At 70.2% G+C, this 22180-nt stretch carries 22 protein-coding genes, 1 tRNA gene and 1 pseudogene; 9 read left to right on the forward strand and 15 right to left on the reverse strand.

The window, feature by feature from the left end; genetic code table 11:
• The 3 genes and pseudogenes from VLF38_RS09285 to VLF38_RS09295 form a co-directional block, all read right to left on the reverse strand.
• Positions 1 to 549: pseudogene (locus VLF38_RS09285) on the reverse strand (hypothetical protein); the annotation flags it as partial.
• A 153-nt stretch (positions 550 to 702) separates the two neighbouring features.
• Positions 703 to 894 (reverse strand): CDGSH iron-sulfur domain-containing protein, encoded by a 192-nt coding sequence (locus tag VLF38_RS09290; protein ID WP_325270985.1) that lies wholly within the window; start codon positions 892 to 894, stop codon positions 703 to 705.
• Positions 891 to 1841 carry an iron-containing redox enzyme family protein gene (locus tag VLF38_RS09295; protein ID WP_325270986.1) on the reverse strand — a complete coding sequence of 317 codons (951 nt, stop codon included), beginning with the start codon at positions 1839 to 1841 and terminating at the stop codon, positions 891 to 893. The genes VLF38_RS09290 and VLF38_RS09295 overlap by 4 nt, the downstream gene beginning before the upstream one ends.
• Positions 1842 to 1941: 100 nt before the next feature.
• Here VLF38_RS09295 and VLF38_RS09300 point away from each other — a divergent pair, with 100 nt between their 5' ends.
• From VLF38_RS09300 to VLF38_RS09310, 3 genes are all read left to right on the forward strand, one after another.
• Positions 1942 to 2427: a glutathione peroxidase gene (locus VLF38_RS09300; protein WP_325270987.1), complete on the forward strand. Its 486-nt coding sequence runs from the start codon at positions 1942 to 1944 to the stop codon at positions 2425 to 2427.
• Positions 2428 to 2467: 40 nt separating this feature from the next.
• Positions 2468 to 2950, forward strand: coding sequence for a DUF6328 family protein (locus VLF38_RS09305; protein WP_325270988.1), 483 nt, complete (start codon positions 2468 to 2470; stop codon positions 2948 to 2950).
• Positions 2951 to 3088: 138 nt separating this feature from the next.
• A complete protein-coding gene (locus VLF38_RS09310; RefSeq protein WP_325270989.1) occupies positions 3089 to 4669 on the forward strand; it encodes a DHA2 family efflux MFS transporter permease subunit in 1581 nt (526 codons plus the stop codon).
• Positions 4670 to 4843: 174 nt separating this feature from the next.
• Here the strand turns inward: VLF38_RS09310 and VLF38_RS09315 are convergent, their stop codons facing one another.
• From VLF38_RS09315 to VLF38_RS09355, 9 genes are all read right to left on the reverse strand, one after another.
• Positions 4844 to 6958 (reverse strand): RecQ family ATP-dependent DNA helicase, encoded by a 2115-nt coding sequence (locus VLF38_RS09315; RefSeq protein WP_325270990.1) that lies wholly within the window; start codon positions 6956 to 6958, stop codon positions 4844 to 4846.
• A gap of 67 nt (positions 6959 to 7025) precedes the next feature.
• A complete protein-coding gene (locus VLF38_RS09320) occupies positions 7026 to 7487 on the reverse strand; it encodes a peptidase inhibitor family I36 protein (protein ID WP_325270991.1) in 462 nt (153 codons plus the stop codon).
• A gap of 111 nt (positions 7488 to 7598) precedes the next feature.
• Complete coding sequence (locus VLF38_RS09325; protein ID WP_325270992.1) at positions 7599 to 8036, reverse strand: GNAT family N-acetyltransferase; 438 nt, start codon at positions 8034 to 8036, stop codon at positions 7599 to 7601.
• Positions 8033 to 10012 (reverse strand): M13 family metallopeptidase, encoded by a 1980-nt coding sequence (locus tag VLF38_RS09330; RefSeq protein ID WP_325270993.1) that lies wholly within the window; start codon positions 10010 to 10012, stop codon positions 8033 to 8035. The genes VLF38_RS09325 and VLF38_RS09330 overlap by 4 nt, the downstream gene beginning before the upstream one ends.
• Positions 10013 to 10095: 83 nt before the next feature.
• On the reverse strand, positions 10096 to 11016 hold the full coding sequence (locus tag VLF38_RS09335) for a DUF559 domain-containing protein (protein ID WP_325270994.1): 921 nt from the start codon (positions 11014 to 11016) through the stop codon (positions 10096 to 10098).
• 155 nt (positions 11017 to 11171) lie between these two features.
• Positions 11172 to 12386 carry a M15 family metallopeptidase gene (locus tag VLF38_RS09340; RefSeq protein WP_325270995.1) on the reverse strand — a complete coding sequence of 405 codons (1215 nt, stop codon included), beginning with the start codon at positions 12384 to 12386 and terminating at the stop codon, positions 11172 to 11174.
• A gap of 53 nt (positions 12387 to 12439) precedes the next feature.
• On the reverse strand, positions 12440 to 13054 hold the full coding sequence (locus VLF38_RS09345) for a TetR/AcrR family transcriptional regulator (RefSeq protein ID WP_325270996.1): 615 nt from the start codon (positions 13052 to 13054) through the stop codon (positions 12440 to 12442).
• Between the two features lies 1 nt (position 13055).
• Complete coding sequence (locus VLF38_RS09350) at positions 13056 to 13247, reverse strand: ferredoxin (protein WP_325270997.1); 192 nt, start codon at positions 13245 to 13247, stop codon at positions 13056 to 13058.
• Positions 13247 to 14755, reverse strand: coding sequence for a fatty acid desaturase (locus VLF38_RS09355; RefSeq protein WP_325270998.1), 1509 nt, complete (start codon positions 14753 to 14755; stop codon positions 13247 to 13249). The genes VLF38_RS09350 and VLF38_RS09355 overlap by 1 nt, the downstream gene beginning before the upstream one ends.
• A 175-nt stretch (positions 14756 to 14930) precedes the next feature.
• Here VLF38_RS09355 and VLF38_RS09360 point away from each other — a divergent pair, with 175 nt between their 5' ends.
• A complete protein-coding gene (locus VLF38_RS09360) occupies positions 14931 to 15695 on the forward strand; it encodes a maleylpyruvate isomerase N-terminal domain-containing protein (protein ID WP_325270999.1) in 765 nt (254 codons plus the stop codon).
• 15 nt (positions 15696 to 15710) lie between these two features.
• On the opposite strand, the gene VLF38_RS09365 is transcribed toward VLF38_RS09360, so the two are convergent.
• Complete coding sequence (locus VLF38_RS09365; RefSeq protein WP_325271000.1) at positions 15711 to 16379, reverse strand: hypothetical protein; 669 nt, start codon at positions 16377 to 16379, stop codon at positions 15711 to 15713.
• A 48-nt stretch (positions 16380 to 16427) separates the two neighbouring features.
• Positions 16428 to 17003, reverse strand: coding sequence for a nitroreductase family protein (locus VLF38_RS09370; RefSeq protein WP_325271001.1), 576 nt, complete (start codon positions 17001 to 17003; stop codon positions 16428 to 16430).
• A 119-nt stretch (positions 17004 to 17122) separates the two neighbouring features.
• Here VLF38_RS09370 and VLF38_RS09375 point away from each other — a divergent pair, with 119 nt between their 5' ends.
• Entirely contained in the window at positions 17123 to 17845 is a 723-nt protein-coding gene (locus VLF38_RS09375; protein ID WP_325271002.1) for a S1 family peptidase, read from the forward strand.
• A gap of 68 nt (positions 17846 to 17913) precedes the next feature.
• Here VLF38_RS09375 and VLF38_RS09380 read toward each other — a convergent pair.
• Positions 17914 to 17996: transfer RNA gene (locus tag VLF38_RS09380), tRNA-Leu, on the reverse strand.
• Positions 17997 to 18175: 179 nt separating this feature from the next.
• Here VLF38_RS09380 and VLF38_RS09385 point away from each other — a divergent pair.
• Genes VLF38_RS09385 through VLF38_RS09400 form a run of 4 tightly spaced genes read left to right on the forward strand, consistent with a single transcriptional unit; the run spans position 18176 to position 22152 of the window.
• Positions 18176 to 18883, forward strand: a complete 708-nt coding sequence (locus VLF38_RS09385; RefSeq protein ID WP_325271003.1) for a DUF3662 and FHA domain-containing protein — start codon at positions 18176 to 18178, stop codon at positions 18881 to 18883.
• A complete protein-coding gene (locus tag VLF38_RS09390) occupies positions 18876 to 19355 on the forward strand; it encodes an FHA domain-containing protein FhaB/FipA (RefSeq protein ID WP_325271004.1) in 480 nt (159 codons plus the stop codon). The genes VLF38_RS09385 and VLF38_RS09390 overlap by 8 nt, the downstream gene beginning before the upstream one ends.
• Positions 19356 to 19360: 5 nt before the next feature.
• Positions 19361 to 20731: a PP2C family protein-serine/threonine phosphatase gene (locus VLF38_RS09395; RefSeq protein ID WP_325271005.1), complete on the forward strand. Its 1371-nt coding sequence runs from the start codon at positions 19361 to 19363 to the stop codon at positions 20729 to 20731.
• Entirely contained in the window at positions 20731 to 22152 is a 1422-nt protein-coding gene (locus VLF38_RS09400; RefSeq protein WP_325271006.1) for an FtsW/RodA/SpoVE family cell cycle protein, read from the forward strand. Before VLF38_RS09395 ends, VLF38_RS09400 begins: the two co-directional genes overlap by 1 nt.
• Positions 22153 to 22180 lie beyond the last annotated feature (28 nt).

Genomic DNA, 22180 nt, shown 5'->3' on the forward strand with positions numbered 1-22180 from the left:
GAGCCGGTCGGCCAGCCGTGCCTGGAACGCGGCCGGGTCCCCACCCCGCGCCGTCGTACGCCGGGCACCTCCGGGCCGCAGGCCGGGACCGGTCGAGCCGCCGGCGTCCGAGCCGGCGATGAGCGAAGCGGCCGACCCTGACGGGGCCGAACGCGGCATCGCGTCGACGACCGCGGCGACCACCCGCCGGGCGAGTCCCTCGGCGGCCGCCGCATCGAGCGAGTCGTAGGCGCGAGACGCAGCGAGGCGCTCCAGCCGGTCGGTCTCCTCGGCGTCGAGCTCGACCGGCTGCCACCACGGACCGTCGGCGGAGGGCTCGAACCGCCCGTCGGCGACCAGTCGCATGCCGAAGACGACCGCTCCGCCGATCAGGCCGACGGAGGGGTGGGCGCTCTCGTCGACCCGGGCCTTGGCGAGCACGGGCAGGGCCGACCGCATCGGGAGCTCGACCGTGCGCCGCCCCGCGTCGTCGGTGAAGACCACGACGCTCTCGCGGGGCGGCTCACCCAGCCGGAACGCCGCCGGGCCGGTGACCGGGACGAACCCCACGCAACCACCCCTCGTCGTACGCCTCGACAGCCTCGGCAGACAGCCCCGGCCCGCACCTGCCGGCGGTAGCCGGCTCGATGACCTCGTCCCGCGGAATGCGGGAGACGCGAGGCTAACGCGCGGGACCGACAAGGGGTTCCCGCTCGCGGAAGGTCAGCGAGCCCGATTCTCCGGCAGCAGCTTGTGCGTCCCGTCGCACCACGGCCTGCTGGCGGACTTGCCGCAGCGGCAGACCGCGGACACCGGGCGGATGGTCGCGTGCTCGACGCCGTCCTCGTCGGTGATCACGTGGTCGCCGCGCAGCAGCATCGGACCACCGGGGCAGAGGATCACGTCGGCACTCATGCGGCCTCCCACTTCGCGAGGAGGTGGTGGGCGACGCTCGCCTCGAGGTCGAGACAGCACCACGCCCCGAACCACACGTCGTCCTCGAGGTCCGGCTCGGCCGCGATCAGCGGTGCGCAGATCAACCGGACCGCCAGCTGCTCGTGCACCGCATCGGCCTCGATGTGCTCCTCGTAGTAGGTCCGGATCTCGGTGGGCAGACCGAGCCGCTCCAGTCCTTGAGCGACCTGGCGCGACGGCAGGGAGCTGACCGCCTCGAACGCTGCGAGGTGGCCCATCGAGGCGCCGCGGAGCCGCCTGTTGACGCCGAAGAGGCTCATCGCGTTGTTCTGCTCGAGCACCTCCAGCGGTGCCTCGTCGACGTATCCGCCCTCCGTGGCGTCGAGCCCCAGTGCCGCCATCCCCTCGGCGAAGAGGTGCGCGTGGAGCCGCTCCGACCGCCCGCCGCCGTACTCGTCGTACTGCAGCTCCGCGAAGGCCGCCCGCACCGCCGCCGGCAGCCGCGGCAGCGCCCACGTGAACGGGTCCGCCTCCTTCAGCGTGTAGAGCGAACGGTGCTGGACCAGCTCGACGACCTGGTCGGCGGTGGCCTCCCGCTGCACGAAGCGAGCCAGCGACGGCCCGTCGTCCTCCGCGACCCAGGCGAAGAACGCCTCGGAGAAGCCCTCCCCCTCGCCGTACGCCGGACGGCCCGGCCAGCGGGCGCGCAGACGCCGTTCGAGGTCGTCCTGCAGTGCCAGCCGCAACCGGACCAGGTCGGGGTCGTGCTCGAGGCGGTCGTCGACCTCCGCGTAGCCCCGGTAGGAGAGCTCGTAGAGGATCCACAGGCTCAGCGCCGCGTCCTCCGGGCTGTCGGGAGCGCCGTTCGCCGCGTCGGATCGGCCGCTGACGAGCGCTGCGACGAGCGCCTCGCTCAACGGGCCGCGGGGCTTGGGCAACGTCGCCATCGTTCCTCCTCCAAGAGCGGTGTGCATGCGCCCCGGTACCCAGCGGCGCGACCCGCATGGCCCGACCGACGACGTTCGGGCGCCCGCTACGCTCGACGGCGTGAGCATCCTGGACACGCCCATCGCCCTCCTCGACGGCACCGCCTCCACGCTCGGCGAGATCACCGCCGGCCGCGCCGCGCTGCTCGTCAACGTCGCCTCGAAGTGCGGCCTCACCCCGCAGTACGAGACGCTCGAGAAGCTCCACGAGGACCACACCGCGCGCGGCTTCACCGTCGTCGGCTTCCCGTGCAACCAGTTCGGTGGCCAGGAGCCCGGCTCGTCGGAGGAGATCAAGGAGTTCTGCTCCATGACGTACGGCGTGACCTTCCCGCTCACCGAGAAGATCGAGGTCAACGGCGAGGCCCGTCACGCGATCTATGACGAGCTCGTGAAGACCCCCAACGAGGCTGGGGAGGCGGGCGACGTCCGCTGGAATTTCGAGAAGTTCGTGATCGCCCCCGACGGTGCCGTCATCGCGCGCTTCAGCCCGCAGGTCGTGCCCGACGACCCGCAGGTCCTCGCGGTCATCGACGCGCTGCTCTGATTCCCTTCCCGGGCGGGCCGCGGAGGTCTAGCGTGCGGTCATGACTGACCGGCACAGCGGCACGTCGTCGGCGTCCCCGACGCATCTCGACCGCGAGCTCAACGAGCTCCTGCAGGAGCTCCGGGTGATCCAGGGCGGCATCCTGCTGCTGGTCGGCTTCCTGCTCGTGATCGCCTTCAGCCCCCGCTTCGAGAAGGCGACGCCCTTCGAGGAGATCGTCTACTACCTGACCCTCCTGGTCAGCGGTGTGGCCGCGATCGTCGTGGTGGCACCCGTCGTCCACCACCGCCTCGCTTTCCGCCGACGCGACAAGGAGCGCGTCGTGGTCCGCGGCAACCTCCATGTCCTGGCCGCGACCGTGCTGGTCGCGCTGTCGATCCTCGGCATCCTGACGCTCGTCACGCTCTCCCTCTTCAACCCCACGCTCACGATCGTCATCGACGTGCTCTACCTGGCCCTCGTCACGGTGATGTGGGGCGTCCTCCCGATGCACTCGATCCGCCAGGCGGCCAACGGCCGCTGACCCCTCGGCCCCCGAGCCCCCGTCGTACGCCGAAGTGGGGCTTGTGGTCACGCGAAGTGGGGCTTGTGGTCGGCAACACCCTTGGGTAGTCCAAAAGTCTGATGCCCCTGTCGGTGCACGGGCCTACGATCGTTGTTCGTGACTTCTGACCTCACCCAAGACCCGCCCGCCGCGGCGAAGCCCGCGCTGGAGCCGCTGCCCCAGGGCACGTTCCTCGTCGCCGGCGTCGTCGTGCTCGGCGCCATCATGTCGATCCTCGACGTCACCGTCGTCTCGGTCGCCCTCCAGACCTTCCAGCAGACCTTCGACGCCACCTCGGCGGAGGTCGCGTGGACGATGACGGGTTACACGCTCGCCCTCGCGGCGGTCATCCCGATGACAGGCTGGGCCGCTGACCGCTTCGGCACGAAGCGTCTCTTCATGCTCGCCGTGCTGCTCTTCACCGCCGGTTCCGCACTCTGTGCATCGGCCTCGAGCCTCGAGGCGCTCGTCGCGTACCGCGTCCTCCAGGGCCTCGGTGGCGGCATGCTGATGCCGCTCGGCATGACGATCATGACCCACAAGGCCGGCCCGCAGAACGTCGGCCGCGTCATGGCGATCCTCGGTATCCCGATGATGCTCGGCCCGATCGGTGGCCCGATCCTGGGCGGCTGGCTGGTCGACTCCGCGAGCTGGCACTGGATCTTCCTGATCAACGTCCCGATCGGCGTCTTCACCATCGCCTACGCGTTCTTCGCGCTGCCCAAGGACGACGCCGAGCCGTCGGAGACCTTCGACTTCATCGGCATGCTGCTCCTCTCCCCCGGCCTCGCGACACTGCTCTACGGCATCTCGTCGATCCCCGGTGCCAAGGCGGAGGACGGCACGATCTGGACGACCCAGGTGGTCGTCCCGACCATCATCGGCGCGCTCCTCGTTGCGGCGTTCATCCCGTGGGCGCTCGGCAAGGCCAACAAGCACCCGCTCATCGACCTGCGCCTCTTCAAGGACCGCCAGATGACCGTCGCCGTCGTCGCCATGGCGCTCTTCGCGATGGCCTTCTTCGGCGCGGGCCTGCTCTTCCCGCTCTACTTCCAGCAGGTGCGTCTCGAAGACGCGCTCCACTCCGGCCTGCTGCTGATCCCCCAGGGTGTCGGAGCGATCCTCACCATGCCGGTCGCGGGCGTCCTGTCCGACAAGATCGGCCCCGGCAAGATCGTCCTGACCGGCATCGTGCTCGACACGATCGGTCTCGCGTTCTTCATCAACATCGGCCACGACCCGTCGACGCTCCGCATCCTCAGCGGTCTCTTCGTGATGGGTCTCGGCATGGGCATGACGATGATGCCGATGTTCAGCGCGGCCCTCGCCACGCTGCGCCACGAGCAGATCGCCCGCGGGTCGACGCTGCTCAACGTCACCCAGCAGATCGCGGCCTCGATCGGCACGGCGATCTTCGCGGTCATCCTGACCAACGGCTTCATGAGCCGTCCCGACGCGGTCACGTTCATGGATGCCGCGGAGAAGGTGACCAACGCCGGCGGCCCGGAGAAGGCCGACCCGTCGCTCGTGCAGCAGTTCATGGCGGCTATGCCCGACGGTCTGGTCGCCTTCGGCGGCGCGTTCAGCACCGTCTTCCTGGTCGCCACGATCCTGGTCGGCCTCTGCCTGATCCCGGCGCTCTTCCTGCCGCGGCACAAGGTCGCCCCGGTCGACCCGGCGGCGATGATGGGTCACTGACCCACGCTGCAGATCACGCGCCCCGTCGGCTCCGGCCGGCGGGGCGCTGCGCATTTCCCGGTTCGCGAGGCCGCGGGACCACACCTGCGCACATGCGAAGTCGTGCCCGGTCACGGACTCGCAGACGCCGCCCTCGCTTTGCACATGCGCAACGCGAGCTCGGGGAGCGATGCCTCAACTGTCGGTCGCCAGCACAAGTGGTACGACGGACTCCGCACCCGCCGCGCGGATCGCCCGCGCCGCGACGGTCAGGGTCCAACCGGTGCTGGTGCGGTCGTCGACGAGGAGCACGCGGGCGCCCTCGGGGACCTGCCCCTCGAGCGCGGAGCGGCGCAGGACGGCAGCGACACGCTGGGCGGAGTTGGCTGCGCCGCGGCCCGGGTCGACCGAGGGGTCGACGATCGACCAGCGGCCCACGATCGGCACCTGCAGGTAGCGCGACAGCCCCTCGGCGAGGTCGCGGACCAGGCCCGGGCGCCGGGCGGACTCGGTGAAGACGATGGCATCGACGCGTGGCCGCCAGTCCTGCAGGACCGTGACCATGGCCTGGATCAGTGGGAGCGGCACCGCACCATCGGGCGTGGTGTCGCGGAAGAGCTCGCGGAGCGCCTGACCGTGGCCGAGATCGGTGAGGCGCGCGATCGCCCGTCCCTCCTCCGCACCGTCGGCGATCTTGCCCTTCAGCTCGATGCCGAGGTTGGCCAGCGCGGTCGGCCACATCTTGCGCGGGGCGATCGCCACACCGGGTCGGGCCAGCGCCTCGCGGGCCTCGGCGGCCGACGACTCGGAGACCGTCGTCGGCGTCGGCAGGCCGCCACAGTTGTCGCAGCGGCCGCAGCGCTCCGGAGCCGGGTCGTCGAGCTGACCGCGGAGGTAGGCCATCCGGCACCCCTCGTGGGTCAGGTAGTCGAGCATCGCCTGCTGCTCGCGCTGGCGGGCCTCGGCGACCCTCGCGTAGCGCTCCCGGTCGTAGCTCCACTCCTGGCCCGTGGCGACCCAGCCACCGCTCACCCGCTGCACAGCCCCGTCGACGTCGAGCACCTTGAGCATGGTCTCGAGGCGGGTGCGGTTGAGGTCGACGTACGTCTCCAGGGCCGCCGTTGACATCGGCCGACCGGCCTCGGCGAGCACCGAGAGCGTCTGCCGGACGAGCTCCTCACGCGGGAAGGCGAGCGAGGCGAAGTAGGCCCAGATGTCGCGGTCCTCGATGCCCGGGAGGAGGACCACGACCGCGTCGTCGGTGCCGCGCCCGGCACGGCCGACCTGCTGGTAATAGCTGACCGGACTGCTCGGCGCACCCAGGTTGATGACGAAGCCGAGCGTCGCATCGAAGCCCATGCCGAGCGCGCTGGTCGCGATCAGTGCCTTGACCCGACCGGCTGCGAGGTCGGCCTCGAGCGCCTCGCGCTCGCTGGTCTCTGTCTGCCCCGAGTAGGCGGCGACGACGTGGCCGCGGTCGCGCAGGTAGGCCGCGACCTCCTGGGTCGCGGCGACCGTCAGGCAGTAGACGATGCCCGAACCGGGGAGTGAACCGAGATTCTCCGCGAGCCACCCCAGCCGCATGTCAGCGGTGGGCAGCCGCACGACGCCGAGCCGCAGGGACTCGCGGTCCAGCGAACCGCGCAGCACCAGGACGTCGTCGCCGAGCTGCTCCGCGACGTCCTTGGTCACCCGCGCGTTGGCGGTCGCGGTGGTCGCGAGCACCGGGATCCCGGGCCGGAGGTCCTCCAGCATCGTGCGGATCCGCCGGTAGTCGGGCCGGAAGTCGTGGCCCCAGTCGGAGATGCAGTGGGCCTCGTCGACGACGAGGAGGCCGGTGGTCGCAGCGAGGCGTGGGAGGACGTCGTCGCGGAAGCCCGGGTTGTTGAGCCGCTCGGGGCTGACCAGCAGCACGTCGACCTCACCTGCGGCGATGCGCTCCTCGATCGCCGACCACGCCTCGGGATTCGTGGAGTTGATCGTGACCGCGTGGATGCCGGCCCGCTCGGCGGCCTGGATCTGGTTGCGCATCAACGCCAGCAGCGGGCTGACGATCACCGTCGGCCCGGCTCCGCGGGCCCGGAGCAGCGCGGTCGCCACGAAGTAGACGGCGGATTTGCCCCAGCCCGTGCGCTGCACGACGAGCGAACGCCGCCGGTCGACCGCGAGCGCCTCGATCGCCGTCCACTGGTCCTCACGGAGCACCGCGTCGTCGCGGCCCACCAGCGCGCGCAGGCGGCCCTCCGCCTCGACACGGACGGCGGTCCGGTCGAGGGTGGCGGCGGCCAGGTCAGCTGCGGGAGAGCTCATGCGGACTGTCTACCAGCGGGCAGTGACAACCCCCGCGCGTCCTCCACAGCCGACGACCACAGTTCGGTCAGCCGATCACCTTGTCGCAGCCGGACGGCCGGGTCTTGCCGAGCCGCTTCATGCTGGAGATCTCGTCTTCCATCCGGGTGTTGTTGCCGAGGTCGGTGTCGTAGCCCCACGGACGGATGCAGAGCGCGTAACCGCCGTAGTTGGTGTGCTCGAACATCTTCCACCAGTAAGCGCTGTTGTTCTTCACGCTCGAGATCTCGTCGTTCATGCTGTGGATGTTGTAGGTCAGGAACTCGCAGCGCGCGTCCCGCGCAGTCTGGCCGGGGAGCCACTCGAAGCAGTCGTTCTTGAGCGAGCTGTCGTAGTACTCGCGGCTCTCGCAGTAGCGGCCGTAGTTGTCGTTCGCGCAGAACTTGAGGCGCTGGGCCGTGATCGCCTCCGCAGCCCCCGCCCCGGCCACCACCGACGTTCCGGACACCACCGCTACCACCGCGAGCGCGGAACGGACGAGCTTCTTCATGATGGTGCCCCCTCGGTGACGCGGGCGCCCGATGCGCCCTGACGGTGCCTTTTCTAGTCCACCGGTGTGGCCATCGGAATGGGGAGAACTGCCCGCTTCGCAGGCGTCGGCTCAGGCCTGCGGATCCAGGTCGAAGGTGACGAACTCCGTACGCCGCGCGACCTTGTCGTACAACGCCTGCGCCGAGGTGTTCCAGTCCGACGTCAGCCACCGCAGGACGATCCAGCCACGCTCGCGCGCGAGATCCGACGCAGCCGCGATCAACGCGCGCCCGACGCCCCGCCCGCGTGCCGACTCGTCGACGTACAGGTCGTCGAGGAAGCCGCCGACCCCGGCGTGCACGGGTCGGAGGAACTCGCGCAGGTGCGCCATCCCCACCACCTCGCCGTCGACGGTCGCCACCAGGCAGGTCATCTGCCCGGAGCCGATCCAGCCCCACAGCACGTCGAGGTCCGGCACCGGAAGCGAGTAGAACGAGGCGTAGCCGCGGTAGAGCTCTGCCCACGCCTCCCGGTCCCCGGACGCGACCGGCCGGACCTCCACCGTCACCAGATCCGCACGCGCTCCGACGGCTCCAGCCAGAGCCCGTCGCCCGGCTGCGTGCCGAACGCCTCGTGGAACTCGTCGAGGTTGCGCACGATGTTGGCGCGGAACTCCGGCGGGCTGTGCGGGTCGATGGTGAGGTACTGCCGCTCCTGCTCCAGGCGACGCTTGGTCCGCCAGCAGTAGGCCCAGTTGGAGAAGAGGGTCTGCGACTCCTCCGCCGTGGGGGTGCGGCCGAGGAAGATCGCGTACGCCGTGTGGCCGATCGTCAGGCCACCGAGGTCACCGATGTTCTCGCCGACGGTCAGTGACCCGTTGACCTGCTCGCCGGGCAGGTTGCGCGGCTCGAACCCGTCGTATTGCTTCACCAGCGCCTGCGACTTGACCTGGAACGCCTCCTTGTCGGCCGCGGTCCACCAGTCGTTGAGGTTGCCCGCGCCGTCGTACTGCGCGCCCTGGTCGTCGAAGCCGTGGCCGATCTCGTGGCCGATGACCGCTCCGATGCCGCCGTAGTTCTCCGCCGGATCGGCGTCAGGGCTGAAGAACGGCTTCTGCAGGATGCCCGCGGGGAAGCAGATCTCGTTGGTGCCGGGGTTGTAGTAGGCGTTGACCGTCTGCGGCAGCATGAACCACTCGTCGCGGTCGACCGGCGAGCCGATCTTCGCCAGCTGCCGGTCGCTCTCGAACGCCGCCGCGGCCTGCACGTTGGCGACCAGGTCGTCGCCGACGACGAGCGCCGAGTAGTCGCGGAACTTCTCCGGGTAGCCGATCTTGGGCCGGAAGGTCGCGAGCTTCTCGTAGGCACGCTCCTTGGTCTCCGGCGTCATCCAGTCGAGCTTCTCGATGCTGGAGCGGTAGGCGGCCAGGAGGTTGGCGACCAGGTCGTCCATCAGCTGCTTGGCGATCGGCGGGAAGTGCCGGGCGACGTACTCCTCGCCGACGGCCTCGCCGAGCGCACCCTCGACGAGGGAGACGCCGCGCTTCCAGCGGGCCCGCAGCTCCGGCGTACCGGAGAGGGTGCGGCCGTAGAAGTCGAAGTTGGCCTCGACGAAGGCACTCGGCAGGTACGGCGCCGTGCTGCGGAGGACGCGCGAGGTGAGCCACTCGCGCCACTGCTCGATCGGCACCTCAGCGAGGACGGTGGAGAGGTGCGACAGGTAACTGGGCTGGCGGACGACGACCTCGTCGAGCGTCTGCGGCTTCGCGCCGAGGTTGGTGAGGTAGGCCGCCCAGTCGAAGCCCGGTGCCAGCTCCAGGAGCTCCGACCGCGTCTTGAGGTTGTAGGTCTTCTGGACGTCGCGGGTCTCCGCGCGCTCCCAGTGGCCCTTGGCCAGCAGCGTGTCGATCGCCATGATCCGCTGCGCCGCGCCGGCTGCGTCGGGGGTGTCCGCGAGGGACAGGATCCGCTCGAGATAGGCGACGTACGCCGCGCGGATCTCCGCGAACTTCTCGTCGCGGTAGTAACTCTCGTCGGGCAGGCCCAGGCCGCCCTGCGTGAGGTGGAAGAGGTAGCGGTCGGAGTTCTTGGAGTCGGTGTCGATGTAGGAGCCGAAGAGACCGGCGCCGCCGACGCGCTCGAGCTCGCCGAGCAGCGCCGCGATGTCGCGGGTGTCCTTGATCGAGGCGACCGCGGCGAGCAGCGGGCGGATCGGCTCGATGCCGCGGCGCTCGACGGTCTCCTCGTCCATGAACGAGGCGTAGAGCGTCGCGATCTTTCGCCGAGGTGTGGCTTGTGGCTCGCCGAGGTGGGACTTGTGGTCACTCGAGGTGGGAGTCGTGGTCAGCTCGCCGGCGAACTCCTCGATGATCGCCCGGACCTGCTCCTCTGCTTGGTCGGCCAGCGTCACGAAGGGGCCCCAGCTGCTGCGGTCGCTCGGGATCTCCTCGGTCGCCAACCAGGTGCCGTTGACGTGGCCGAAGAGGTCGTCCTGCGGCCGGACGGAGTGGTCGAAGCCGGGACGTGCGTCGTCGAGAATGCTCACGCAGCGACCCTAGCCCGCACTCCGAAGTGGGACTCGTGGCTCGCCGAAGTGGGACTTGTGGTCACCCGAAGTGGGGCTCGTGGTCACCACCGCGGAGCCCGCGCGGAGCGGCGGCGCTTCACCGCGAGCGCCGAGCGCAACTCGGAGAGCCACGCATCCAGTGCGGCACCGGCGAGGTCGTCCTTGCGCACGACGATGACGGTCCACCCCATGGATCGGAGACATTCACGGCGTCGTCGATCACGCGCCTTCGCCTCGTCGTCGTCGTGAAATTCCTCTCCGTCGTACTCGACACAGACCTTCACGAATCTCCACACGAAGTCCAGGCGCGCGGGCCCCCAGCCATCGATCCACATCTCCCACTGTGGCCGCGGACGGGGCAGCCCCGCATCGAGGATGTGCAGCAGCGTCCAGCACTCCGCCATCGACTCGCACAAAGGCTCGATCAGCGGCGCGAGTTCGCGCAACTGCCGCACCCCCCGACGCCCTGCGAACCCGGCAACCACCCGCAGGAGGTCCACCACCTCGAAACCAGCACCACGCGCCAACATCGACATCGCTGCGAACGCCCCGAGCCGCCCCCGAAGCGTGCCGAGGTCCGCGGCAGTTCGAACCGGTGTAGTCACCCGGACGCCGTGCAGCTCCATGACGTCGTCCGACGCGAGGGCACGCTTGCCGCCGTCGACACCTGCGCGGACCGAGCGGTCAGCGCCACCGATCGAGACGACCTCGAGGTCAGGCGGAATGTCGAGGCTGACCGGATCGAACGCATCGACCCCATGCAGCCAAGCCGCGCTGCGATCGCACACGACCGCATGCTCCGGCAGCACCAGCCGCGCCGCGGCCGCACGGATCTGCTGGCAGTCCTCCACGTGAGCGGCGACGTAGACGCCCCGGAGAAGACGCCGGATCTCGCCACGGCGACGTGCCGAACGAACCTCGGCACGCGTCGCGCCCGCGCCGCCGGTCGCGGTCACGAGGAAGGGAGTCTCAGGCCAATCCACCCCTCAGGTGTACGCCGAGCAGGCCGGCCCGCGCTCGGCCTCGGCGTACACCTGTGGACAACGACCACAAGCCCCACCTCGCGTGACCACAAGCCACACCTCGGCACGCCACAAGCCCCACTTCGCGGAGGAGGAGGCGGAGGACGAAAGCCTGGTCAGACGACCTTCATGATCCGGACGAGCTCGAAGTGCATGGGGTCGGTCCACTTCCAGTCGCCGCCCCAGGCGAAGCCCCACTTCTTGAAGACGTCGACCACGACCGGCGGGATCTGCCCCGAGGTGCCGCGACCATTCTGCGCTGCGTCGAAGTCGATCGCCATGCCGAAGGCGTGGTTGGAGAGGCTCGTCGTGTTGGCGATGAAGCGCGCGTTGTAGCAACCAGCGGTCGTGCGGATGTACGTGTCGAGGCCGCGCTGGACCAGCTCGTTCATCGCGGCACGGAGCTGCAGCAGCATCACCTTGTGGCAGGTGACCCGACCCACGATCGGCATCACTTCGGTGCGCAGGTTGGCCGCCACCCAGCCGGAGTCCGGCGTGACTGTCGTGCCGTTGACCCGGTAGCGGTAGACGCCGATCGCCTGGGAGACCGAGCCCGAGCCGGCGACGGCGGTGTAGGTGGCGTCCGGGTCGAGCCCGAGCACCGACGCGACATCGAGCATCTGGACAGACGCATCCGTGCCCTTCACGATCTTCTCGATCTGACCACGGATCGCCTGGGGTGCGTAGTCCCCGGCCGAGATCAGCAGCGCGTTGTCGTGGACGTCGAAGAGGTCGTCACCCCAGCTCTCGTTGACCACCATCTGCACGTTGGCGGGCTGGGGCGCGAACGCGCCGACGTGCACCACCTCGGCCTCGTCGTCGGAGCCGATCTCCACGAAGTTGGGCTCGAGCTCGATCTGCTCGGTGACCTGCTTCTTGCTGACCACCATCTCGCCGGCGGCCAGCCGCGACCAGATCTCGGCCTGCGTGCCGGCCGGCGAGAAGCGTCGGAACGTCGCGGGGTCTACCGCCGCGACCTGGTAGGTCTGGCCCTGGATCGAGGGCGAGGCGAGGGAGAAGAGCTCGGTCGCGTGGACCGCCTGCTTGCCCTTGACCCTGATCGCCTCGATCTTCTTCACCATCGAGGAAGACAACGGCTTGGCTGCGTAGATCAGGACGTCGGTCTGAGCGAGTCCGCCGGTCAGCTTCGGCGGCTGGGGCATCGCGTGGTCCTCGCTGACCACCGGCACGGAGACCTCGGGCTTCGGCGTCGACGTCGGCTCCGGCGTCTTCTCGCCTGCCTTGCTCGAAGGCGTGCCGCAGGCCGCGATCGTCACGGCACCCACCAGGGCGGCCACCACCGCAGCGCGGCCGCGATCCCGACGTGCCATCAACGAACTCCCCACTCGGTCCGGTTGCCCGGACGACTCTCCCGTGGTCGAGACTATCCCGCGGCCGGCGGCTCGTGATCCAGAACGCGACGCGCCATCCAGACCAGCGTGTCGGCAACCTCCGCCGGGGGCACGCTCGACTGCATGACGTGGCTGAGCACGACCCGGATGATGGTCTCGATGATGCCGTGCAGGCGCTCCGGCTCGATGCCCATCTCGTACGCCGCGAGGTGCTCGCCGACGACCACCGTCGCGGTCTCGAGCAGCGTCTCGGAGTGCGAGGTGAGCAGCGGCAGCAGCTCGGTGTCAGCACCGTGGGTGGCAGAGACGATCGCCTTGAGCAGCTCGTTGCCCTCGGCGAACTCGAGGACGCCGGTGACCGCGGCGCCCAGGGCGGCGTACAGGTCGCGGGGGTGGGCCATGAAGGCCCGGTCGACGGACTCGAGGAAGCGCGCGAGCTCGCGGAGGATCATCGCCTCCGCGAGCGCGGGCTTGGTGCCGATCTCGTTGTAGACCGTCTGGCGGCTGACGCCCACGGCCTCCGCGAGCCGCGCCATCGTGACGCTCGACCAGCCGTCGGTCGTCGTCAGCGCGGTCGCAGCGTCGACGAGGCGGTCACGCAGGGTGACCACCTCGCCGAGCGCCGACGCCCCGAGATCGATGCTCACGTCAGCCTTCGAGCGAGAGCGCGAGCACCGGGCAGGAGTTGACCGCGGCGAGGACCATCTTGCGGTCCTCCTCCGGCGGGTTCTCGTCGTGGATGATCACCTGGTCGTCGTCATCCACCTCGAAGTAGTCGTGCGCCATCGACTCGCACATGCCGAGCCCCTCGCACTTGTCCCGGTCGACGACGATCCTCATCAGCTCACAACCTTCAGGGTCTCGGGGTCGACGGGCACGAAGTCGATCTTTTCACGCACGCCGCAGTCGGGGCAGAACCAGTCCGCCGGGATGTCAGCCCACGCGGTGCCCGCGGCGAAGCCCTGGTGCTCGTCACCGGCCTCGACCACATAGGTGTATTCACAGCCGGGGCACTTCGCGGCGAGGACCTCACCGGACTGGTCCTGCGCGAAGGCGTCCTCGTGCTGCACGTGCTCGGCCGGCGGCGGGAACTTGGCGAAGTACGTCGCTTCCTTGCCCGGCTTGATGTTGGCCAGCGTGATGTCACCGTCGAGGTGCTCGAGGACCCGCTTGTCCATGACCTTGCGCCACAGCGGCGGGATCAGCGCGAGGTTGATCATGCCGGCGTAGCCGGTCGGCAGGGCCGGGGACTCCTTGAAGTCACGCAAGGCCTGGTAGCGACGGGTCGGGTTCGCGTGGTGGTCCGAGTGGCGCTGGAGGTGGTAGAGGAAGATGTTGGTGACGATGTTGTTGCTGTTCCAGCTGTGCTCGGGCAGCACGCGCTCGTAGCGCTGCTTGCCCTCCGGGCCGACCTTCTGGCGCTTGAGGCCGTAGTGCTCGAGGTAGTTGACGACCTCGAGGAGGCAGAAGCCGAACACGACCGTGATCGGGATGAACGGCGCGACCTTCCAGCCGTAGACCGCGATCACCACGGCGTACAGGACGACCGACATGGCCCAGGCGTTGAGGACGTCGTTGTCGAGGTGGAAGGGGTGCGTGCCCTTGCGCTTGTAGCGCTTGGCCTCGACCTCCCACGAGCTCTTCAGCGAGCCCCAGACGGTGCGCGGCAGGAACTGGTAGAGGTTCTCGCCCATGCGGGACGAGGCGGGGTCCTCCGGCGTCGCGACGCGGACGTGGTGGCCGCGGTTGTGCTCGATGTAGAAGTGGCCGTAGAACGTCGGAGCGAGCGTGATCTTCGCGAGCCAGCGCTCGACCGACTCCTTCTTGTGGCCCAGCTCGTGGGCGGTGTTGATGCCGATGCCCACGACGCCGGCGACGGAGAGCGCCCACAGGCACTGCTCCCACAGGCTGATCGGGATCTCGGGAGCCATCAGGTTGGCACTGAGGTGCTCACGTCCCCAGTCACCGGCTCCGACGCCGCTGAGGATCGCCTCGACCGGGTTGATGCCCGCGATCAGGGCGTAGCCGAGGAAGAGCGTCACGAACATCAGCGGCACGAAGGCCATGACGACGTAGCGGTAGTACTTGTCGTTCTCGAGCGCCTCGATGATCTCGTCCGGCGGGTTGCTGTTGTCCCGGCCGAAGAACAGGTCGAGCAGCGGGATGAAGAGGTTGATCAGGAACGGGCCGACCAGGGCGAAGCCCCACCAGCCACCGGTCGCGATGTACGCGACGCCGAAGCCGAGACCCAGCCCGGGAACCATCAGGCCCCACAGCCACAGGTACCGCTTCTTGTCCTTCCAGATCTCCGTCGTCCCCTCAGGGACGGTGCCGGCGACAGCCGCCATCTCGAGCCTCCTCGTGTCTCTCTTTACAAAGGGACGCCCCTTGTAAAGGCTTGACACCAAGTTCGCATTTGTAAACGGCCGGTGTCAATGACATGGCGTCGCGGTAACCGTGTGATCGCCGCCACGTGCCGGAAAGTCCGGCGACACCGTTCTGCCCTCCTGCCACGCTGGTCCCATGCCGACGACGCTCCCCTTCGCCGACCACCTCGACGGACTCCGCGAGGCGCTGATCGCCTTCACGCGGTACGCCGACCGGGCCGGCCTGCGCGCCGGCGTACCGACGTGTCCGGAGTGGGACGTCCGCGCCCTGATCGCGCACCAGGGGATGGTCCACCGGTGGGCGGCCGGCCTGCTGACCGGTCAGGCGACCGAACCCGACGATCTCGAGCGCCAGGGACGCTCCAGCCTGGACCCGGTCGAGTGGCTCCGCGATGGCGCCGTTAACCTGGCCGGCGCCCTCACCCGCGCCCCGGAGACCGTGGCGGCGCCCGTCTTCCTCAAGGACGCGCCTGCCCCACGCGCGTTCTGGGCCCGCCGCCAGTGCCACGAGACGACGATCCACGCGGTCGACGCGATGGCCGCGGCGTTCGGCTCCGCGCCCGACCCCGGCGCCACCTGGATCGGCACCGACCTGGCCCTCGACGGGATCGACGAGCTGCTCTGCGGCTTCCTCCCACGCTCGAAGTCGACCCTCCGCTCACCCGTCCCCGTGACGTTCGCCGTCCGCCCCAGCGAGGGCGATCGGGCCTGGCTGGTCCGGGTCACGGAGGAGCCGGCGGTGACCGCCGTCCACGCGCGCGACGACGCATCACTCGACACCGCCGACGTGCAGGTCACCGGCTCCGCCGTCGACCTCTACCTCAGGCTCTGGAACCGCGCGCCCGTCGCCGCGGACGACGGCCTCGAGCTCTGGCGTGAGCAGTCCCGCGTCGTCTGGTGAGCTCCGACGGGCCCGTCAGAGGTCGAGCCGGCGCCCGCGCACCTCGGCGGGCTGCTGGTAGCCGACCGGGTTGCGGTACTCCCCCAGCACGACCCGCACCTCGCGGCCCTCGCCGACGTGCACCACGAGCTCGCCCTCGCCGATCTTCACGACGTCGCCGCGGACCACGTGCTCGATGCCGTCCTGCTCGACCGCGAAGCCGGGCCGGGCGCGCGTCACGTCGGCGGTGGCGAGAAGCACGAGCGGCTTGTCGCGGGACGGCCGGAACTTCAGCGCGAGCGCCAGCATCGCCAGCAGCGCGAGGTCGCCGATGAGGGTGAGCCAGAGGACGAACCGGTTGGCGACCTGCCCCTCGACGCGGTTCACGCCCGGCTTGCCGTCGAGGTAGGTCGCCTCGATCGACTCTTCGACCTGCGCCCGCTCGAAGGCCTCCCGGGTGACGCGCGCGATGTAGACCCCACGGCGCGGGTCGGCGTCCTCGGGCAGGTAGTAGCGCACGAAGAACCGGTCAGGCTTCGCCTTCGGCACCGCCGACGTGCTCGTCACGGTCGCCTCGGTCGTCACGCCGGCGCGGTCCAGGCGCCACGCGCTCCACCCGCTCCACAGGGCGGGCAGGGTGATGAGCAGCAGGAGCGCGAGGACCATGAGGATCGCGCCGCGGCGGCTGGCGGCCAGGCGGGACATGGCGGTCATCCAAGCACGGCGGTTCCACGCACGGCGACCACCGCTCCCTCACGCGAAGGGCGTGCCCCAGCTGCCGGCGTACGCGATCTCCTCGAGCGGCTTCCGTTCGGACCGCTTCTTCTCGTGGACCTCGCTCGTGGCGGGGTCGCCCACGCGGCCGATCGCGACACCGGTGGCGACGCGCCAGTGGTCCGGGACGCCGAACGCCGCGGCCACGCCCTCGTGGTCGAAGCCCGCGAACTGGTGCACGTGCAGCCCCATCGAGGCCGCCTGCACGGTGAGGTGCGCGGCGGTCTGGCCGGCGTCGTACTCCGCGAGGTCGAGGTACGGCGTCTCCTGGTCCTCGGGCGCCGCGCCGGTCTGGAAGCAGACCACGACGACCGCGCTCACGTTGGCGACCCAGCCCGCGTTGCCCTTCGAGAGCTGCTCCTGGATCGTGGTGAACGTCGCGTCGCCGCGGCGCCCGACGAGGAACGCCCACCGCTGGGTGTTGCCGGCACTCGGCGACCAGCGGGCTGCCTGGAGGAGCAGGCGGAGCTCGTCGTCGGCGAGCTCGTGCGTGGGGTCGAAGACCCGCGGGCTCCAGCGGTCACGGAGGTACGGCGTGAGCTCGTCGTGTGGCATGCGGTGAGTCTAGGACCGCCCCGCGCGTCGCCGGAGCGGGCTGGAGGGTGCCCTCGACAGGGCACCCGAGATCGGTAACCTCAGGTGTCCACGTCCTTCGACTCATCTCGGGAGTCATCGTGTTCCACCTCTCCGCACGGCCTCGTCCGGCCGGTCGCCAACGCCCCGCGCGCCGCCCCGCACGCCGCTCGGTCACCGCACTCGCCCTGGCCGCGCTCGCCGGCTCCACGCTGGTCGCGACCGCACCCGCCCAGTCACTCACGTCGTTCCACGGCGGCTGGGGCATCGTCCGCCAGACCAGCGCCACGACAGCGGTCGCCTGCACCGACGGCTTCCACGGCCGCGACACCGACGGCCGTGCCGTGCTGATCACCGCCGGCCACTGCGGCGCGAAGGGCACCGTCTGGCTCACCGAGAAGGAGTGGCGCAAGATCGGCGTCACCAGCCGACGGGTCTTCCGCAAGGACGCCACCGGCGACGACTGGTCGATCGTCCGCAGCAGCGGCACCCGCGCCCTGGGCCCGACCGTCGTCGACCGGAGCACGGTGAAGTACGTCGCCCGGCTGGGCAAGCCGATGGTCGGCACCTGGGTCTGCACCACAGGCCGCGTCAGCGGCACCCGCTGCGGGCACGTGAAGCGCGTGCGGGCCAACGGCATCATCGTCACGGACATCCTGTCGCAGCACGGCGACTCGGGCTCGCCGCTCTTCCGGCGGATCCCGGGCACCAACCGGGTCGCTGCCCTCGGCATCCTGAGCTACGGCGACGAGGCGACCTACTCCGCCTACCAGCGGCTCTCGGAGGTGCTCAACCGCACCGGTGTGCGCCTGAAGCACGTCTGACTGCGCCGCGGCGTACGCGGGAACGACGAAGGGCCCCGGTCGATGACCGGGGCCCTTCTGCATTCGCGTGCGCGAGGGGGGATTTGAACCCCCACGCCCTTTCGGACACTGGCACCTGAAGCCAGCGCGTCTGCCGTTCCGCCACTCGCGCGTGAAGCAGGCAGAACGTTATCCCAGCCGCCACTCTTCTCCCAAACCGGGGCCAGGCCCGGAGGACGCTTCGGCTCGCCGTCCACTGGGTGAGTCCCCGGCCATCGATGGCGCTGGCCGATACGATCGCGACAGCCCACCTGGGCAATCCACTGGCAGTGCGGAGACGAGGAGGTGCCGATGAGCGGCCTGCAGCGCTTCGAGGACCGCCTCGAGCAGATGGTGGCGGGCGCCTTCGCGCGCGTCTTCCGCAGCGCGGTCCAGCCCGTCGAGATCTCCGCTGCCCTGCAGCGTGAGGTCGACAACAACGCGCAGGTGCTCAGCCGCGACCGCCGCCTCGTGCCCAACTCGTTCCACGTCGAGCTCAGCCACACCGACCTCGAGCGCCTCGCGCCGTACGACTCGACGCTGGCCAGCGAGCTCACCGAGAGCCTCCGCGAGCACGCCGAGCACCAGAGCTACGTCTTCCCCGGGCCGGTCCACATCGACTTCGACGAGGCCGCCGACCTCAGCACGGGCCGCTTCCGCGTGCGCAGCGCCGCCCAGGCGAAGGTGACCACCCACGCCTCCGACACGCAGGTCGCCCGGGCGCGCTGGTTCGTCGAGGTCAACGGCGCGCGCAACCCGATCAACGCACCGGGTCTCGTCGTCGGCCGTGGCACCGAGACCGACCTGCAGATCAACGACCCCGGCATCAGCCGTCAGCACGCCCGCTTCCGCCTCGAGGGCGAGCGCCTGACCGTCCAGGACCTCGGCTCCACCAACGGCGTCCTGATCGACGGCAACCCGGCCCAGAGCGCCACGTTGTACGACGGCTCCGTCGTGCGGCTGGGCAACACCACCATGACCGTGCACAGGGTGACCGACAGTCAGGATGCCAATGTCTGAGCTGACCCTCTTCCTGATCCGCATCGCCTACCTCGCGGTGCTCTGGATCTTCGTGCTCTCCGCGATCTCCGTGATCCGCACCGACATGTTCGGGGCACGCCTGTCCGCGGGCCAGCAGGCACCGAAGGCCGCGAAGACCAAGGCGAAGGCGCCCGCGAAGGCAGCGCCCAAGCGCCGCGGCGCGCCGACCCACGTCGCGGTCGTCGAGGGCGGCAACCAGGGCGAGCGGGCAGACCTCGACCAGGCGCCGATCCTGATCGGGCGCGGGCCCGACGCCGCGATCCGGCTCGACGACGACTACGTCTCCACCCGCCACGCGCGCATCGCCTCCTCCGGCGACCAGTGGTTCGTCGAGGACCTCGGCTCCACCAACGGCACCTACGTCGGCGCCTCGCGGATCAGCCAGCCCACCGCGATCGCGATCGGCACCAAGGTCCGGATCGGCAAGACCATCCTCGAGCTGAGGAAGTGACGGCGGTGCCCGAGACCCCAGACGTCCCGGCCGACCAGCAGGTCCCGACCGCGGCGGAGGACGCCGAGCAGGAGGACACCGCTGACGACGTGCCGGTCGTCCCCGTCGAGGAGGCGCCGCTACGGCTCCGGTTCGCCGCCCTCTCCGATGTCGGCCGGGTCCGACGCGACAACCAGGACTCCGGCTATGCAGGACCGTGGCTCCTCGCGGTCTGCGACGGCGTCGGCGGCGCTGCGCGCGGCGACATCGCCTCGAGCACAGCGGTCCAGCAGCTGCGTCGGCTCGACGAGGAGCCGGGCGGCGACCCGGTGGCCCTCGTGGCGGGTGCGCTGCACCGTGCCCACGACCGCATCGGCGAGCTGGTCGACCACGACCCCGCTCTCAACGGCACCAGCACGACCGCGACGCTGGCCCTCTTCGACGGCCACAAGATCGCCATCGGCCACGTCGGCGACACCCGCGCCTACCTGCTGCGCGACGGTGACCTGACCCGGCTGACCAAGGACCACACGTTCGTCCAGTCGCTCATCGACGAGGGCCGGATCTCGGAGGACGAGGCGCGCGTGCACCCGCACCGCAACCTGATCCTTCAGGCGCTCGACGGCGTCCACGAGACCGAGCCCGACCTCTTCACCGAGCCGCTGCGCGCCGGCGACCGCCTCCTGCTCTGCAGCGACGGTGCGTGCGGAGTCCTCGACGACCACCGGATCGCCGACATCCTCGGCACCGCCACCCCCGACTTCGCCGTCGTCGAGCTGGTCCGCGCCAGCCTCGAGGCGGGCAGCAGCGACAACGTGACCTGCGTCGTGGCCGACGTCGTCCCCGAGGGCGACCGCGAGCCCGTCGACACCACGCCCCTCCTGGTCGGAGCCGCCTCCGACCTGCCCCGCCGGCGTACGGGCCTGGCGAGCAGCAGCAGCCTCTTCCGCGGCCACCGCTCCGGCGACACCGGTGAGCTCGAGCCGGTGCCCGCCACCGACCCGCTCCCGGCCGGCGCGATCGCCTCCGATCCGATCGACCACGCCGAGGAGCTGCGCTACGCGCCCCGGCCGCCGCGACGCTTCGTGTGGCTCAAGCGGCTCAGCGCTGCCGCCGTCGTCCTCGGCCTCCTGTGGATGGTGCTGGCCGGCGCCTACGTCTGGATCCAGAAGCAGTACTACGTCGGCGTCCATGACGGCGCGGTGACGGTCTTCCGCGGCATCGACACACAGCTCCTCGGGTTCGACCTCGGCACGCCGTACGAGCAGTCGGACCTCGCGGTCGCCACGCTGAGCGACTACGTCCGCGGCACGGTGGAGAACGGCATCGAGGCAAGCTCGCTCGCCGACGCCCGCACCACGATCGAGAACCTCGCTGCCGAGCAGGGAGGCGAGTGATGCGGACTGCCAACAGCCAACCCGGCTTCCTCGGCTTCGTCCACCGCCGCCGCCGCGGTGCGGAGCTCTTCCTGCTGATCCTCGCGCTCGCGGTGGGGATCGGCGGGTATGCCGCGGTCGGCATCGGCGTCGACGGCAGCGTCCCGACCAACATCGTCGGCTACGGCGGCTGGCTCGTCGTCCTGATCGTCGCCTGCCACGTCGCCGTCCGCATCACCGCGCCGTACGCCGATCCCGTGCTGCTGCCGGTCGTCGCCGCGCTCAACGGCCTCGGGCTCGCCGTGATCCGGCGCCTCGACCTGGCCGAGATCGAGTCGGTCAAGGGCACCGAGCGGGTCCCCCACGTCTTCGCCAACGACCAGCTGGTCTGGATGACGATCGGCGTCGCCCTCTTCATCGGCACGCTGGTCGTGCTGCGCGACCACCGGGTCCTGCAGCGCTACACCTACACGACCGGCCTCGCCGCCATCGTGCTGCTGATCCTCCCGATGCTCCCGATCATCGGCAACGAGGTCAACGGAGCCCGGATCTGGATCGACCTCGGTCCGGTCGGGATGCAGCCCGGCGAGATCGCCAAGGTGCTCCTCGTCATCGCCCTCGCCGGCTACCTGGTCGTGCACCGTGACGCCCTCGCCCTCGCCGGCCGCCGCTTCCTCTTCATCGACCTGCCGCGCGGCCGCGACCTGGGCCCGATCCTCGGCATGTGGCTGATCGGCATGGGCATCCTGGTCTTCCAGCGTGACCTGGGCTCCTCGCTCCTCTTCTTCGGCCTCTTCCTGACGATGCTCTACGTCGCCACCGAGCGCGGGGGCTGGCTCTTCGTCGGCGGGGTCCTCTTCGTCGTCGGCGCCATCGGCGCCTACCTCGTCACCCCGCACGTCCAGGGCCGCGTCGACTCCTGGCTCGACCCCTTCGGCGCCTGGGACACCGGGTCCCAGCAGGTCGGACTCTCCATGTTCGGCATGGCGTGGGGCGGCCTTCTCGGCCAGGGCTTCGGCAACGGCCGACCCGAGCTGATCCCCTACGCCGAGTCCGACTTCATCGTCGGCGCGATCGGCGAGGAGCTCGGCCTGACCGGCGTCATGGCGGTCGTCCTCATGTACGGCCTCATCGTCGAGCGCGGCCTCCGCGCCGCCCTCGTCTGCCGCGACGGCTTCGGCAAGCTCGTCGCCTGCGGTCTCGCGGTGATCTTCGCGATCCAGGTCTTCGTCGTCATCGGCGGCGTGACCGACCTGATCCCGCTCACCGGCCTGACCACCCCGTTCCTGTCGTACGGCGGCTCGAGCCTCGTGGCCAACTGGGTGATCATCGCCCTGGTGCTGCGCATCTCCGACCAGGCCCGTCGCCCGATCCCGGACCTCTCCTTCGAGGAGCCGTCCGAGGTCGAGACCACCCAGATCGTCAAGGCGGTTCGACCTTGAATCACCCCACCATCCGCCTCGCTGCGCT

This window comes from Nocardioides sp. (assembly GCF_035481145.1).
GTDB lineage: Bacteria > Actinomycetota > Actinomycetes > Propionibacteriales > Nocardioidaceae > Nocardioides.